Source organism: Ruegeria sp. CDSB013, assembly GCF_059611165.1.
Genome location: NZ_JBXWPA010000005.1, coordinates 162,936 through 177,566 on the forward strand (window position 1 = coordinate 162,936; position 14,631 = coordinate 177,566).

General features: G+C 54.3%; 12 protein-coding genes, 1 tRNA gene and 1 pseudogene. 4 read left to right on the plus strand and 10 right to left on the minus strand.

Features of this window, described 5'->3' with window-relative positions:
• Positions 1 to 36 precede the first annotated feature (36 nt).
• The 3 genes from AC2FJF_RS11085 to AC2FJF_RS11095 form a co-directional block, all read right to left on the minus strand.
• Positions 37 to 678 (minus strand): C40 family peptidase, encoded by a 642-nt coding sequence (locus AC2FJF_RS11085; protein WP_496725461.1) that lies wholly within the window; start codon positions 676 to 678, stop codon positions 37 to 39.
• Between the two features lie 74 nt (positions 679 to 752).
• Positions 753 to 1,079: a hypothetical protein gene (locus AC2FJF_RS11090; protein ID WP_496725462.1), complete on the minus strand. Its 327-nt coding sequence runs from the start codon at positions 1,077 to 1,079 to the stop codon at positions 753 to 755.
• Positions 1,080 to 1,112: 33 nt separating this feature from the next.
• Positions 1,113 to 1,601: a hypothetical protein gene (locus AC2FJF_RS11095; RefSeq protein ID WP_496725463.1), complete on the minus strand. Its 489-nt coding sequence runs from the start codon at positions 1,599 to 1,601 to the stop codon at positions 1,113 to 1,115.
• Positions 1,602 to 1,823: 222 nt separating this feature from the next.
• Here AC2FJF_RS11095 and AC2FJF_RS11100 point away from each other — a divergent pair, with 222 nt between their 5' ends.
• The 3 genes and pseudogenes from AC2FJF_RS11100 to AC2FJF_RS11110 all read left to right on the plus strand — a co-directional run bounded on the left by AC2FJF_RS11100 (position 1,824) and on the right by AC2FJF_RS11110 (position 4,312).
• Positions 1,824 to 2,411 (plus strand): N-acetylmuramoyl-L-alanine amidase, encoded by a 588-nt coding sequence (locus AC2FJF_RS11100; RefSeq protein WP_496725464.1) that lies wholly within the window; start codon positions 1,824 to 1,826, stop codon positions 2,409 to 2,411.
• A gap of 1 nt (position 2,412) precedes the next feature.
• Positions 2,413 to 3,474: a hypothetical protein gene (locus tag AC2FJF_RS11105; RefSeq protein ID WP_496725465.1), complete on the plus strand. Its 1,062-nt coding sequence runs from the start codon at positions 2,413 to 2,415 to the stop codon at positions 3,472 to 3,474.
• A gap of 81 nt (positions 3,475 to 3,555) precedes the next feature.
• Positions 3,556 to 4,312: pseudogene (locus AC2FJF_RS11110) on the plus strand (IS5 family transposase).
• A gap of 221 nt (positions 4,313 to 4,533) precedes the next feature.
• On the opposite strand, the gene AC2FJF_RS11115 reads toward AC2FJF_RS11110, so the two are convergent.
• The 7 genes from AC2FJF_RS11115 to AC2FJF_RS11145 all read right to left on the minus strand — a co-directional run bounded on the left by AC2FJF_RS11115 (position 4,534) and on the right by AC2FJF_RS11145 (position 12,233).
• Positions 4,534 to 4,610 (minus strand) — tRNA-Met (locus AC2FJF_RS11115).
• Positions 4,611 to 4,691: 81 nt separating this feature from the next.
• On the minus strand, positions 4,692 to 5,666 hold the full coding sequence (locus AC2FJF_RS11120) for an alpha/beta fold hydrolase (protein ID WP_496725466.1): 975 nt from the start codon (positions 5,664 to 5,666) through the stop codon (positions 4,692 to 4,694).
• A 4-nt stretch (positions 5,667 to 5,670) separates the two neighbouring features.
• Positions 5,671 to 7,140 carry a flavin-containing monooxygenase gene (locus AC2FJF_RS11125; RefSeq protein ID WP_496725467.1) on the minus strand — a complete coding sequence of 490 codons (1,470 nt, stop codon included), beginning with the start codon at positions 7,138 to 7,140 and terminating at the stop codon, positions 5,671 to 5,673.
• 103 nt (positions 7,141 to 7,243) lie between these two features.
• Positions 7,244 to 9,664 carry a GcvT family protein gene (locus AC2FJF_RS11130; protein WP_496725468.1) on the minus strand — a complete coding sequence of 807 codons (2,421 nt, stop codon included), beginning with the start codon at positions 9,662 to 9,664 and terminating at the stop codon, positions 7,244 to 7,246.
• 110 nt (positions 9,665 to 9,774) lie between these two features.
• Positions 9,775 to 10,014 carry a hypothetical protein gene (locus AC2FJF_RS11135; protein WP_496725469.1) on the minus strand — a complete coding sequence of 80 codons (240 nt, stop codon included), beginning with the start codon at positions 10,012 to 10,014 and terminating at the stop codon, positions 9,775 to 9,777.
• Positions 10,015 to 10,073: 59 nt separating this feature from the next.
• The gene (locus AC2FJF_RS11140) at positions 10,074 to 11,228 is read right to left on the minus strand and encodes an aromatic ring-hydroxylating oxygenase subunit alpha (protein WP_496725470.1); all 1,155 of its coding nucleotides are present in this window, start codon (positions 11,226 to 11,228) and stop codon (positions 10,074 to 10,076) included.
• 99 nt (positions 11,229 to 11,327) lie between these two features.
• Positions 11,328 to 12,233: a LysR substrate-binding domain-containing protein gene (locus tag AC2FJF_RS11145; RefSeq protein WP_496725471.1), complete on the minus strand. Its 906-nt coding sequence runs from the start codon at positions 12,231 to 12,233 to the stop codon at positions 11,328 to 11,330.
• A gap of 556 nt (positions 12,234 to 12,789) precedes the next feature.
• On the opposite strand from AC2FJF_RS11145, the gene AC2FJF_RS11150 reads away from it, so the two are divergent.
• Entirely contained in the window at positions 12,790 to 14,616 is a 1,827-nt protein-coding gene (locus AC2FJF_RS11150; RefSeq protein ID WP_496725472.1) for a BCCT family transporter, read from the plus strand.
• Positions 14,617 to 14,631: the final 15 nt, after the last annotated feature.

A 14,631-nucleotide genomic window follows, 5' to 3' on the forward strand; every position in this document is an offset into this window, starting at 1 on the left:
TTTACGCAACAGAGCCCCAGTTCACTGGTATCAATGTCATAGTCCTAGTGCGCCCATAGTTAATTGGCCAACCTCGCCATCTGCCACTAAGCCGCTTGCAATTTGAAACGCCCTTACAGCGGCTTCTGTGTGCGGTCCAAAAATACCATCGACATCGCCTGGGTCGTAACCTTGCATTTTCAAAGCTGATTGAATCTGCCGCACCTTTTCGCCACGCATAGGTGGATAGGTCAGTCTGAAGATCAATGACGCAGGAGGAGAATAAACTGATCCTGAATCTTCAATTTCATACTCCAAAAGCGGAACTAGCATAGCCAGATCCCACCGACGACCGTCGATCTTGTCCACAGTCACCCCTCTTGCTTTGGAGTGCGCTTCAATAGTAGAGCCGTCACCACGCGACAATGCCACATGACCAATTCCTGACTTCGCTGGGCGTCTAATCAACACAGCACCCGGAACGGATTTCGCTTTTCCGATGCTAACTCTTCGCGGGCTTGACTTAGCATCTCTTGCCCAGGCCCCGGAATACGCGTCTGCATAGGATGGATTATCCGAATTGTCGGTGCACCCAACAACTAAACCCGCCATCTGGAAAGCCAGCCAAGAAGCGAATTCAGCACAATCCCAGGGGCCGCTCCAATTTTGATTGTCTTTAGGAACCTTCACACCCAGCATATAGCTTTCTCCACGATGTGACTCCGCGAGACTCACAAGATCTTGTCCACTATTCATCAAAATTCTCCCTCAAACTACAATGAAAGATTTAGCGATGATCGAAACGCTGAATACAGAGATTCAAAGAAAGAATTTATAGCCGCTTGAACGGTGGCTTGAACAATTGCAGAAAGCGCTGCGGCCTCTGACCGAAGAGCCCTCTCGTTTTCCGTTAGTAGAAACTCAGCAGTTTCCCGAGAAATTTCCCCACTCGCCACACCTATTGCTATAGTGCGAAGCGTTTCCTCATTTGCTTTGAAACTCTCTTTTACCCAAGACTTTGCAGACTTTCCGCCTTTCTTGGCGATTTTCACTGCGCCATCCAATGCATCTTGGAAACTTTCGTCAAAGTCAAAACTCATTTCAGCCCTCCATTTGGAAAGATAGAAAAACAACTACAACCCAATCGCCTTCGCATTTTCCGCAGTTAAAGCTGATTTCAAATGTCTCTCCAAAATTTGACGCTGTGCGGTCAGAGATGCGTCTGAGAGATCAGAAGCAGAGCCGGTACGGTTTCGGCTATGGAAATTTTCCCATGATGTTAGCAGGTTTTGCGCTGCTTCAATGCTATCACTGTTTTTGGGCCGCGCCTGCTCCGAGAGTAGATGGACTCTCATGTTTGCGGTGATTTCGTCGTAGTCGGACGATAGGGATGAGATTTTTTGCTTGCGCTGGGAGGCAGGTGTGGAACTGAGCGCTTGATAGTAAGAAATGACTTCTTTGGAAATCGCCGTAATTCTCTCAACGGATTTCTCATTGTATCCCGTAATGTATGAGACACATCCAACTAGTAATACGAAAGTTAAACTTGCTCCATAGGCACGCAAAACACCGAATGTAATCAAATCAACGCCCCCGCAAAAAATATTCCAAACACCACACATCACTTTTTTAATGCAAAGTGGTGAATCAAAAGAAGCCTTAGAATCTAAAGATCAACCTTGCCATGTTTTGTAAAAAAATCAATATTTCCATTTTGAGATGAATTGTAACGAGAAATGTTTTAGCTAGAAGTGGTCTTCATCGGTCACATCATCAACGTTTGGAGATTGTGACAGAATATGCTACGCTATTGCCAATTTTTTTGAATCTTGAGTGTTCTTAGAATGACTTTTAAACTCGGAATTGTGGTAGGCCATACCGACGCAGCCGGTGGTGCAGTAGGCATCAATCTTCCAAGGGAATATGATTTTCATAAAGCAATGGCGACGGACATGCTCGCGTTTGCACAATCCGAATTCGATCATAGCGCGCTTGAGGCGAGAGCATTTTTTCGAGACGGTATTGGAGTGTCGGGGGCTTATGGCCAAGTAAACGACTGGGTAGGAGCAAATGCGTCGCGTGCAGCAACCGTTGAATTGCACTACAACGCCGCGTCCCCTTCGGCTTCTGGTACGGAAACACTGAGTTCCGGTTCCGCTGGCAGCATGGCTCTTTCGGAACGGGTGCAGGGTGGGCTCTGCCTCCTTCTTGAGCGGCCGGGCCTGTCACGCGGAATCAAGATTCGCAATAGAACGAACAAGGAGCGGGGCTGGCTTAGCCTTGTGTCGGGTACACCGCCCGCCATCATCACTGAACCAGCATTTGGAAGCAATTCAAACGACGCTGGTCTTTTAAAGGACAAACAATTTTTGATTGGCCGCGAAATCGTACGCCGCGCTATGCGGTATTTCGAAGAAGTTGTTGGAGATTGAGATGACAGGCGTCAAGGACGAAGCTGGAACTGAGCTGCTGCCGCCAAACAAACTTGAGATATTGAGAAATCTTTCGAAGCTAAGCCTTATTGGACTCGCAGTGCCGTTTGTCGCCATCATGACGCCAGGGATCGCTACTACTCTCGGCGCCCCGGAACACGTCCTGAACGCACTAATCAACCTTAGCTGGGTTCTCGTGATCTTTGGTGGCTTTGCATTTCTGGTCGTGTCATTGTTTTCAGCAGCGGTGTTGTTTCGCGTATTCAACATGCACGACAAACAGCAATCTTTAGGATTGCCTCGCAATTCTATTCGCAGCCTCCTTACATTCCTCGTATTTCTAATCCTTATGGCTTTTATTTTTTACTCGACACAGGTCGTTTCAAGCCAAAGCTCTGAGGGAATCGCAATAATTCCATTTGTTCAGGCAGATGAATTGCAAAAGACAATTTCGGCCCTTGGAATAGTGGGGCAAGTTACCGGCTATGAGGTGATAGGCGAGCCAGGCCAACAACAGACGCAGGTTACCTTCCTGGTCGAAGGTAAAAGCACGGCGATGGAGTATTTTGACCGCATTTTGGTCGCATTGCTGGGAATTTCCAGCACCATCATCGGTTTCTACTTTGGTTCCCGCACGCGAGAGGCGGCTGACGAAACTTCCGACAACAAGGAAGAACCCGAGGGCCAAGAGGAAAAACAAAGCGATTCAATGGGCGACGTAGCCGTTGATGAAACCGACAGTCTTGAATGGTCGGTCAAATCACAAGTTCTCAATCTCAAACCTTTACAAGATGGTGGATTTACTGGTGTGGTCATGGTTAACCCCTCTGACCCCTTTGGAGATCGTGAGTTTGGTGCTCGGTTGGTACCGCCCGAAAACCATGACCCCAAGATAGATGCAGCAATCGTCGAGGTGACCCGAACAGCTGACAAACTGCAACTAAAGATTACTGGTGTCGAACTCGAAAAACTCCGCGAATACGACCTCGAAATGTCAATCTTTTATCGCGATGAAGAGGAACAGGCCAAGTCTATTCCAATCGATTTCACACTGATGGAATAGGTGGCTAGGTTCTGGACCCATTAAATTTGTTGCTGCTGTCTCGGTTGCATGATTCAAGCCCCTGAGTTTCAGAGGTGTATCATGAGCAATCTATTCTGGCTGACTGACGAACAGATGGAGCGCCTTCAGCCCTATTTTCCGAAGAGCCATGGCAAGCCGAGGGTTGACGACCGGCGTGTTCTAAGTGGGATTATTTTCATCAATCGCAGTGGGTTGCGGTGGTCTGATGCGCCTCGTGAATATGGGCCACCAAAGACGCTGTACAATCGCTGGAAACGATGGAGCGATATGGGCGTGTTCGCTCGGATCATGAACGGACTGGCTGCTGAAGGCACGGATCACAAGACGATCATGATTGACGCAACATATCTCAAAGCGCACCGCACGGCCTCCAGCCTGCGGTTGAAAAAAGGGGGCGCGGCAGGCTGATCGGGCGCACCAAGGGTGGCATGAATACGAAACTGCACGCTGTTACCGACAGCCTCGGACGCCCCATCCGCTTCTTCATTTCCGCAGGCCAAGTCAGCGACTACACGGGGCAAAGGCTCTGGTGAACAATCTGCCATCAGCTGACTGGCTACTGGGAGATCGAGGCTATGACGCAGACTGGTTTCGCGAAGCCCTTAGTGACAGGGGAATTAAGCCCTGCATCCCAGGTCGAAAATCACGCGACAAGCCTGTCCGTTACGATAAACGCCGCTACAGCCGCAGAAACCGCATCGAGATCATGTTCGGACGCCTGAAAGACTGGCGGCGCGTTGCAACCCGATACGACAGATGCCCGAAGGTCTTCCTATCAGCCATCGCGCTCGCGGCTACCGTTCTATTCTGGCTGTAAATCAATGAGTCTGGAGCCTAGATGCCAGCTTGAACCATGCCAGTTCTCCGATATGATTCTCGGCCGTCGACATTGCAATAGATTCTGAACGTAATCGGTTTCGGCTCTGACGATACAATTGTGAATGTGAGATTAAATGGTACAGATATGGTACGGACGGCTGTCTAGAGAATGTGCGCGAACCAACGACATCATCAATAACCATATTTTCAAGGATTTAGTGGTAGCGGAGGAGGGACTTGAACCCCCGACACGCGGATTATGATTCCGCTGCTCTAACCAACTGAGCTACTCCGCCATGAGTGAGAGGCGATTTAAGCGAGGGGCCGGAAAGGGTCAAGGGGGAAACACCGACTTACGGAGATTATTTTTGCCCCGATCAATCTGCTTTGGTTGCCTGTGGTGCGGCGACCCCAGCAGTATCAGCAATTCTACGAATGAAGGCCGCGCAGGCGTCGGGTGCGGTGATCGGGATCATATGGCCCAACCCTTCGATCTTTTCGTCGCTCAGCCCGAACCGGGTCATGGGGGCACCGTTGGCGGTGGGTGAAAGTATGGTGTCTTGTGCGCCGTACAGAATGCCGCCGGGTACGGACAAGTCGGTATAGCGGTCTACCTGGGCTCCGATACTTTCATCCACCCCTACAACATCCTGCGACGCGGTAATGAAGGCCGAAGGGCGCAACCCCAGCGCACCGCCGGCGCGGTCCAGAAAGTCATCTGGCGCGGGTTCCGGATAGAAAACGGCTCCCAATGTATGCGGGGCGGTCTTAGCCGAAATGGGGACGGCGATCGTGTTGCCGATAAAGTTGCGCAACCACTCGGTACGTATTTCCAGCGGTTTGAAAACTTGCGGCGTGTTCGACAGCTTTTGCGTCAACGGGGCGAGCAAAGCGAGCGCTTTGGTTTTCTCCGGGTGTTCCAACGCCATGGCCAGCGATACGGCCCCGCCCAATGAGTGTCCGACCAGAACGGCGTTGGAAATGCCTTTGGTGTCCAGAAACTCTTGAATCATGCGGGCCTGTTCGGGCAGGCGCCCAAGATCGGCGCTATCGCGGGTTGAGTATCCGCAGCCAGGGCGGTCGACTGCGATGACGTGATAGTCATCCGCCAACAGGTCCATCAGAGAATAGGTGAAATGCTGCAACTGCCCCGCAAGCCCGTGGATCATGATGACTGTCTGTTTAGTGGGGTCGCCCTTTTCCACGTAATGAATGCTGCCGCCGCGCACCGGGACAATCTGTCCAAGTTGCGGGACGCGCTGCAACCCCTGCCGGGTCAGTCGCCGGGTCCACAGGTTCATGCCGACAAAGAAGCCGCCGACCAGAAGGGCGATAACTAGAATTGTGGTCATCTCATCACTTTCCGCCTGAGGAAGGGGCAGGTTGGTATTGTTCCAGCCCCGATTGCGCCATGCGCTTTTCATACTCTGAAACGGTCCCGGGCCAAAGCGTCGTGTTCCGGCCCTGTGCATCCTGATACCATGAGGCGCAGCCACCCACCTGCCATACGCTGCCTTCGTGCCGTTCGCGCATTTCCTGTTCGAAGGCTTCCTGGTAGTCCGGGCGGGGTGTTATGATTAGTAGTCCGTCGCGGTTCATCTGGTCCAGCACTCGGCCGATGTGGCGAACCTGTGCTTCGATCATCAGCACAACCGAGTTGTGACCGAGGCCGGTATGTGGGCCGAGTAAGATGAAGAAATTGGGGAAACCTGCGATGGCAGTACCCAGATGCGCTTTCATTCCGTCCGACCATGCCTGGCGCAATGTCAGTCCATCGGATCCAGTTATGTCGAGGCGCTCGACCACATCTGTGACATGAAACCCGGTGCCCCAGATCAGAACGTCGGCCTTTGTACGGCTTCCGTCAGATGAATTGATCTGATCGCCCTCAATTGATGCCACACCGTACGGGAGCAACGTCACGTTTTCACGCGCCAGTGTCGGGTACCAATCGTTTGAGCTGAGGATGCGTTTGCAGCCGATACGATAGTCCGGCGTCAGCTGTTTGCGCAGACCCGGGTCTGCGATCGCGCTTGCCAACGATTTGCGCCACATCTTCATGGCAAAATTTACCATCCGTTTTTCGCCGCGGAACACGCGATGGCGATACTCGAAGACCATGTAAACCAGTTTCCGGCGTGCCCAAGGTAACACCGGGATGCTGCGATAAAGGCGGCGTAACCAGGGCGCGATTGGGCCATCCGGGCGGGGCAGGACATAGGGCGCGCTGCGTTGAAAGATTGTAACGTGTGCAGCAGTTTTCGCAATCTCTGGAACAAACTGGACAGCGGAAGCGCCGGTTCCGACAACTGCGACGCGTTTTTCCTCAAGCGGCGTGTCGTGATCCCACTCGGCTGAGTGAAAACAAGGCCCGGGAAAACTGTCCGCACCGGGTAAATCGGGGATGCTGGGCAGATGCAGCGCCCCTATGGCCGAGACCAGAAACCGCGCCGACCAGCGCTGCCCACTTTCGGTTTCCACTTGCCAGCGCATGCCGTCCCAGCGGGCAGATTTCAGCTGTTGATCGAAATGGCACAGCTCGTAAATCCCCTCATCAAGGCAGACCTTTTTCAAGTAGGCCTGAATTTCAGCACCGCCCGCATAAGCCCGGCTCCAGTCCGGGTTCAGATGCGTTGCCATGGAATAGAGGTGCGATGGGATATCACATGCGACACCGGGATAGGTGTTCTCACGCCACGTCCCGCCAATCTCATTCGCTTTTTCAAGGATCGCAATATCCTTGATGCCGCGTTTGCGGGCCTCAATCGCCATCGTAAGGCCGGAAAACCCGGCGCCGACGATTAGCATATCGGTTTGATATTCCATGCGCCCGTCCCTCCCAAAACGACCGATCTGTTTGGGTCAGACTATAGGCGTTGGAATGCGTGAGAACAGCTTCCCGTAGGGTCAGGAGCCGTTCACGGTTTATTCAGCCGCGTAGGATTTCACCATTTGGATCAAAAGGCGGCTCGGACAGAATGGTCGCCTTGTGCGGATGTCCCAATACCATCACCTCGACCTCATCCCCTGCTTTGGCATCGGTTACAAAGCCAAGCGCCAGAGACATGCTGACGGAATAACCATAAGCGCCAGAGGTCACGCGGCCGATACCCTGACCATTTTTGAAGATTGGCTCACCGCCAGTCGCGTCGGCGTTCGACGCGCTGGTGTCAGCCTCATCCAGTTGCAAAAGGACAAGCTGTTCGCGGGCAGGGTTGGCTATAACGGTCTCGGCTGCGTTCTTGTTCAGAAAGTCTTTGCTGAACTTGCACAACCGATCCAGACCTACCTCATGCGGCCAGTATTCGGGGCTGTATTCGCGGCTCCACGATCCATACCCCTTTTCGACGCGCAAAGACATCAACGCCCGGCTGCCAACTGGACCCGCGCCGAATTCCTGACCGGCTTGAAGCAGCGCGTCATACAGACCGGCCTGATCTTCGGTGGCGCAGTGCACCTCCCACCCCAGGTCACCCGTGAACGAGACCCGCAGGGCCAGCACCTCAATCCCGGCCAGTTCGATTTTCGCTGACCGCATGAATGGAAAATCCTCGGTGGCGAGTGAGGTATTAGTGAGTCGTTGCAAAATCTCGCGCGATTTTGGGCCCGCGACGTTGAACCCGCACACAGCTTGGGTCTTGCTTTCGAAAGTGGTGCCCTTGGGCAGAGGAACCTGCTTGAAGAACCGCTTGTGATAGCGCTCCGCCATGCCTGAACCGATGATCCAGAATTCGTCCTCGGCCACGCGGGTAACGGTGAAGTCCCCAGCGATTCCTCCGCGTTTCGAGATCAGCGGCGTCAGGCAGGACCGACCTACCGCTTTAGGCATCGTGTTGGCGAAAACTGCGTTGAGCCAACCCTTGGCCCCGGGGCCTTTGCAGACATATTTGGCAAAGTTCGAGATGTCGATGATCCCTGCGCGGTCACGCAGCATACGGCATTCCTCGCCAACCGGTCCCCACCAGTTCTGACGCGTAAAACCATTGGTGTCTTTGGCACCCGGAGTGTCTGCGAACCATAGCGGATGTTCCCAACCAGCATTCAGGCCGAAGACCGCACCCATTTGAGCCTGCGTGTCGTAGACAGGGCGCGTACGCGCCGGACGACCTGCGCTGCGCTCTTCGTTGGGGAAGTGAATGGCGAACCGGTGGGCGTACTGGTCCTGAACGCGGGCCATTGTGAACTCTTTCGTCGCCCAGTCATCGAACCGAGCCATATCCCAGGCGAACATATCGTACTGCGTTTCACCCTCGATGATCCATTGCGCCGCCATCAGGCCCATGCCGCCGGATTGTGAAAAGCCGGGGATGATGCCATTGCAGCAGAAATAGCCGTCGACCTCGGGCACTGGTCCCATCAGCACGTTGCTGTCGGGCGACCAGATCATCGGCCCGTTGATAACCCGCTTGATTCCGGCTTCACCCACGGCGGGCAGACGTTCGATGGCGTTCATCATATTCTCTTCGATCCGTTCCAGATCGTCGGGGAAGAGATCATGCGCGAAGTCGAGTGGCGTGCCATCCTCGGCCCAGAATTTCATGTCTTTTTCATAGGCGCCAACCAGCAGGCCCTGACCTTCCTGCCGCAGGTAGTATTCGCCGTCGCGATCACTGACCGAAGGCAGGCGCGTGCCGTGCGCGGCTACGTCCGCCATGGTTTCGGTCACGAAGTACTGATGCTCGGTCGGTTGCAGGGGCAGCTCGATGCCAGCCAATCTGGCGACTTCGCGCCCCCACAGACCGGCGGCATTGACGACCCAAGGGGTGTGGATATCGCCTTTGGGAGTCCGAACAATCCAAGTACCATCTTCTTGCTGGTCGGTCGCGGTGACTGGGGTGAAGCGATGAATCTCGGCCCCGCGCTGCCGGGCGCCCACCGCATAGGCATTTGTGACACCCGAAGGGTCCACATTGCCGCCGTCAGGTTCGTACATCACGCAGCGGATGCCATCGTAGTTGACCAGCGGGTTCAGTCTTTGGGCCTCTTCGATGCTGATCTTATAAAAGTTCATGCCGTAAAGCTTGGCCTTAGCGGCCTGCAACTTCAGCTGATGTTCGCGTTCTTTGGTCTGCGCCAGATACAGCGAACCAGGCTGGAACACGCCGCAGCTCTGGCCGGTTTCGGCTTCAAGTTCTTTGTACAGGTTCATCGTGTAGTGCTGAATGCGGCTGATATTGGTGCTGTCGTGCAGCCCGTGGATGTTCGCCGCGGCGTGCCAAGTGGACCCGGATGTCAGTTCATCCCGTTCCAGCAGAACCACATCCGACCATCCCAGTTTGGTCAAATGATAGAGGATCGAACACCCGATCACCCCGCCGCCAATCACCACCGCCTGTGCATTCGTTTTCATGAGCCTGCCGTATCAAAGTTGGTCCCGCCGCCATGTGTCATCATCGCAATGGCACCGGCAACGGACATTAATTTCAAGTTGGGTTGAGTGAATTTAATCTGAAGCTAAACTCAGAACTCCAGCTTATGCGTGCGGCCATGCGCGACCAGCCGCTGGTTCAGCGCATCGGCTTCAGGCGCGCCGGATTCCAGTGCGAAAATGAAGGCATGGGTCAGGTAGAAACAGGCGGCGTCGATGTCCCGCGCCGTTTCGCGCTCATCCGCGGCCAGCGTATAGTACCGGATCAGGTCGGCAGGATCGTTGCGATCATGAGCGTCCAGCAGAAGTCGATCCAGTTCCTGTTTGTCCATAGGTGTCCCTATTTGTCGTCGACCGGCCAACCTCTGACTGGCTGGCCGATCCGATAAGGTTAGCCTGCGCGGCCGTTTTCGACTTGCGTCGCGACCCAATGGTGGAAGTTATGCGTCGGCCCGTCCATGGCGGGCGAAAACCGACCGCCGTCGAATAACATACCATGTCGGCCTTTCTGCATGCCTTCGACGACAAAGACATCCTCTTCGAATACCGTCTTCCACAGCTGCGCGTTCGAAGCACGCAGTCCATCATGCTGCGGAGTGTCATCAGTGCTTTTGGCGTAGTACAGCTCGATATGTTCGACGGTGTTTTCCTGATCGACTGCCTCCAGCACAATGGCAAATGCGTGATCGCGTTGCACACCCAGCAGAACGTTTGGATAAACCGCAATATACTCAGCGCCTTCGTTCCACTTGTCGCTCAGCCCGTCAAAATCCGGGAAGGTTGCGCCGTCCTGATCTGTCAGTTGGCGGTAAACCAGGGTTCCTTGGCCCGAATACTGATCGCGCTCTTCGATGTTGTAGTGATCCTCCAGCCGCGAATAACTGTTCAGACCGGGATGCACCCATGGCAGGTGATAGCTTTCGCAATAGTTCTCGACCGCAAGCTTCCAGTTGGTCTTGACCTCAAGCTTGAATGAGGACGTTTCACCGCCGTGGAAGACGGGTTTCTCAAATTCCTTCCAACGTTCCAGCAGGGGGCCGTGTACCTCTTCGAATTCCGGTGCTGTGCCGTCAACATTCACAAAGATCACATCCCGCCAGACGTAGGACCGCACGCGGATCAGACCCAGGTCTTCGCGATTGACGTCTTCGTGCTTGTTCTGGCCGGGACCACCCACATGCGGGGTTGCGCGCAGCTCACCTTTCAGGCTGTAGCACCAGCTGTGATAGGGGCAGCGGATTGCGCCGCCGATTTTGCGCGGCGTGTCTACCAGAATCATCCCGCGGTGGCGGCAGGTGTTTTGGAAAACGCCAACCTCGCCGTCTTTGTCCCGGACAATCAGCAGCGGCATGCCCAGAAAATCGACTGGTTTTGCATCGCCTTCTTCCGGAACATCCTTGCCGAAGCCGATCCCGGACCAGTTGGCATACAGCACAGAACGCTTTTCTTCGTCAAAAACGGTCGGATCGATGTAATGTTCGTTCGGCAGGCCATTTGCGACGTTTACATCGGCCAGAACGGAAGACAGCGCGCTATGCTTGTTCATCGGGCTCTCCTGAGGTTTTGCTGGATGCTATTAATCCCTATTGGCGGATTGAACCTGTTGGTCTCAATATCAGAAAAGCTCATCAGAGAGTGATTTCACCTAAACCGAACCTTCCTGAACCTCTTGAACGATCCAGTTCTTAAGGGCGCGGGCACTTTCTGAGAGCTCTTCGTCCGGTCGCCCGACCAAATAAAACTGGTTCGGCGCGGGCACTTGATGCGTGCCAATCGGCACCAGTTTGCCTGATTGCAGCATGGGTTGGATCAGCCGCTGCCAACCCAGCGCCAGCCCGGCACCCTTGCGCGCAAGCTGCAGCGCGACGGAATAGCTGTTGACGCGGGATTCAATGGGCACTGTGCCATTATATCCCAACTGCTGGAACCATTCGGGCCAGGTGGTCCAGGTGCGGTCTTCTGACTCCAAATGGATCAGCCGTTCAGAGGTCAGATCCTCAAGACCGGCATCCGCAAGCCTTTCTGCCATCTCTGGGCTTCCGACCGGGACTAGCTGGTCGCGAAACAGCGGAGTGTGTGACAGGTTGGGATCGCTGTCCCGCCCATAGCGAATGAAAAAGTCGACGTCAGGCCGATCGCGAAAGGGGCGATCCTGTGACAGTTGATCAACATTGACTTCGGGCATGTCCCGCCAGAACCGAATGACAGCCGGAGACAACCACAACGCGGCAACCGCGGTTGTCGATCCTACGGTCACCTTTCCGGCTGTCGATCGGTCGCGGATCATGCTCAGCGTTTTCGAAATGCGGCCGAAGGACGTGGACAGCGCGTCATAAAGCGCCTTGCCATCCTCGGTCAGATCAACGCCGCGATGCTTGCGTTGAAACAACGGTGTGTCCAGATCGCCTTCTAGCGCCTTGATCTGGTGGCTGACCGCACCGGGTGTAACGGACAGTTCAACGGCGGCGTTCTTAAAGCTCAGGTGGCGGGCGGCGGCCTCAAAAGCTGACAAGGTTGTCAGCGGCGGCAGGTTGTAGTGTCGTCTGGACATGGAAGCTGGTGAATCGTTTTTCGGGTTAGTTTAATTTTTATCAACTCAGTTTTAGTTTTTTTGAAGGTGAAAGCTATAGCGCTTTTGATGATTTGATGTTTTTCTGGCTCAAGTTAAAGGCGGATGTCGCATTTTTCGTCAATGCGTCGGTTCTGGCCGAATTTTGAACGGAGCGCCACTATAGTCAGTTCTACCAACAAACTTTGTGTTTTTCGGGCTTTTCGAGAGAATTTTCCGGGCGTCGCAAGACGGTACTGCGACACAATGATGTCCCGAACTGACAAACGGGAAAGGTCGAAAGGGGACGTGAAGGAGGCGCGAACCCATTCCCAGTTGGTAAGACCGAGTATCGCCTGATTGCACGGTGTGTTGAATTCAATGCAACTCAGAAGGCGTAAGACCATGCGGCGGTGCCGCATTTCTGAAACACAGAAACGAGACAAGAAAGAGCCGATACGTCTGCTGCAGCACCTTCCCCATCGTTCGAGGCGATTGGGCGAATTGCGTGAAGTGCAGAGACAGTATCGCAATTGATACAGCACCACGGAGGAGCAACATGTCGATACCCGAACCCTTTACGGATCTAGAGATAGAAACGGCCGATGCCGGATTCTATGAAAATTACAGCGTCCCAATCGCCCTAATCAGTAAGGGCATCATGGTTGCCCTTGTGCTATGGGCACTTGTCTTTCCGGCCAATGCCAATAGCACACTTGGCAGCTGGAACGGAAAGTTGCTGGAAGTCTTCAACAGCTTCTACGTGGTCATTGTCGGCCTGTTTGTCATCTTCCTCGTCATTGTTGCCATCCTTCCAACGACCGGAAAGCGGGTTATGGGAACAGCGGGCGAAAAACCCGAGTTTTCGAACTTCTCCTGGTTCTCGATGATGTTCGGAGCGGGTCTGGGTGTCGGCCTGATGGTTTTTGCCACCGCTGAACCTTTGGGCCTGTGGGGATCGAACCCCGAAGTCGTGGCCGGTGCAGTTGCAGGCAATGATCCAGAGTCCGTTCAATCCGCGTATCGGTATACTTTCCTGCATTATGGCTTTCATGCCTGGGCAATTTACGTGGTGACCGGCCTGTCGCTGGCCTACTACGCCTATACTCGTGACATGCCTCTGACCATTCGCGCGGCTCTTACCCCGCTTTTCGGTCGTCTGATGAACGGTTTTCTCGGCCACGTCGTTGACGTTCTGGGTGTTGTTGCAACGATCCTGGGTGTGTCTGTTACGATCGGGTTTGGTGTCAGCCAGTTCATCGACGGTCTGTATGCAATCACCGGCATGGAATGGATCATGGATTTTGGTGGTGAAGTACCTACGCCAAGCAAAGTTGGTCTGATCGCAGGTCTGGTTGTCATCATGGGTCTGTCGATCATTTCGGCGGTCTCGGGTGTTGGTCGCGGTGTTAAATACTTGTCGAACCTGAACCTTGTTCTGTCGATCATCCTGCTGGGCACCTTTGTGATCTTCGGCTCGTTCGTATTCGCCATGACAACCTATGGCACAGCACTGTTTGACTACCTTCTGCACTTCCTCTCGCTGAGCTTTGGTGCATACGGTCCGTTGTCGACCGAAGCGTTTGCAGCGGCTCTGCCTGCAGAAGCGCAGGCGCATGCTGCTGATCTGGTGGGTGGCGCAACCAACGCATGGGGCAGCTTTGACGGCTTTAAGAGCGGTCTTGAAGGTGCTGCGGCGGAGTTGAGTGACGACACGCTGGCGGCTGTTTACGCCGCAGGCGAGCAAGGCCGTCAGTTTGGCTGGCAGTCGGGCTGGACCACCTTCTACTGGGCTTGGTGGATTGCGTTCTCGCCGTTCGTGGGCCTGTTCCTGGCGCGCATCTCCAAGGGTCGGTCTGTGCGTGAGTTCATTCTGGGCTGCGTACTGGCGCCGGCGCTGGTTTGCTTTGCCTGGATGACTGTTCTGGGTGGTACCGCGATTGATCTGGAATTGGCTGGTGCAGCAGAAGGCGCGATCATCGGTGCGTCGAACACCAACAAGCTGTTCGTGACGCTGTCTTACATGATCGACGGTGGGCTTCTGTCCATGCTGAACGTCATGTGCGTGATCCTGATCATGACCTTCCTGGTGACTTCTGCGGACTCGGGCATTCTGGTTATGAACACCATCATGTCCGGTGGCAGCCAAGAAACCGGCGTTAAGCACCGTATCATCTGGGGTGTTATCCTGACAGCTGTGATCGGTGCGCTGATCTTGGCCGCTGGCGAAAACAACCCGATGGACGCGTTGCGCAATGCGATGATCATTGGTGCTCTGCCCTTTACTGTTGTCATGGGGCTGATGATGGTTTCGCTGACCAAGGCGCTCTATCGTGATGGTCGGCGCGACAAGCACACCGATGCTAGCGCGCAGGCCGCAGAATAAGCGCAGGTCTTAATG

Coding starts and splice junctions, on each gene's coding strand:
- AC2FJF_RS11085 (WP_496725461.1), bottom strand. CDS start 678: ATGCTGGGTGTGAAGGTTCCTAAAGACAATCAAAATTGGAGCGGCCCC.
- AC2FJF_RS11090 (WP_496725462.1), bottom strand. CDS start 1,079: ATGAGTTTTGACTTTGACGAAAGTTTCCAAGATGCATTGGATGGCGCA.
- AC2FJF_RS11095 (WP_496725463.1), bottom strand. CDS start 1,601: ATGTGTGGTGTTTGGAATATTTTTTGCGGGGGCGTTGATTTGATTACA.
- AC2FJF_RS11100 (WP_496725464.1), top strand. CDS start 1,824: ATGACTTTTAAACTCGGAATTGTGGTAGGCCATACCGACGCAGCCGGT.
- AC2FJF_RS11105 (WP_496725465.1), top strand. CDS start 2,413: ATGACAGGCGTCAAGGACGAAGCTGGAACTGAGCTGCTGCCGCCAAAC.
- AC2FJF_RS11120 (WP_496725466.1), bottom strand. CDS start 5,666: ATGACCACAATTCTAGTTATCGCCCTTCTGGTCGGCGGCTTCTTTGTC.
- AC2FJF_RS11125 (WP_496725467.1), bottom strand. CDS start 7,140: ATGGAATATCAAACCGATATGCTAATCGTCGGCGCCGGGTTTTCCGGC.
- AC2FJF_RS11130 (WP_496725468.1), bottom strand. CDS start 9,664: ATGAAAACGAATGCACAGGCGGTGGTGATTGGCGGCGGGGTGATCGGG.
- AC2FJF_RS11135 (WP_496725469.1), bottom strand. CDS start 10,014: ATGGACAAACAGGAACTGGATCGACTTCTGCTGGACGCTCATGATCGC.
- AC2FJF_RS11140 (WP_496725470.1), bottom strand. CDS start 11,228: ATGAACAAGCATAGCGCGCTGTCTTCCGTTCTGGCCGATGTAAACGTC.
- AC2FJF_RS11145 (WP_496725471.1), bottom strand. CDS start 12,233: ATGTCCAGACGACACTACAACCTGCCGCCGCTGACAACCTTGTCAGCT.
- AC2FJF_RS11150 (WP_496725472.1), top strand. CDS start 12,790: ATGTCGATACCCGAACCCTTTACGGATCTAGAGATAGAAACGGCCGAT.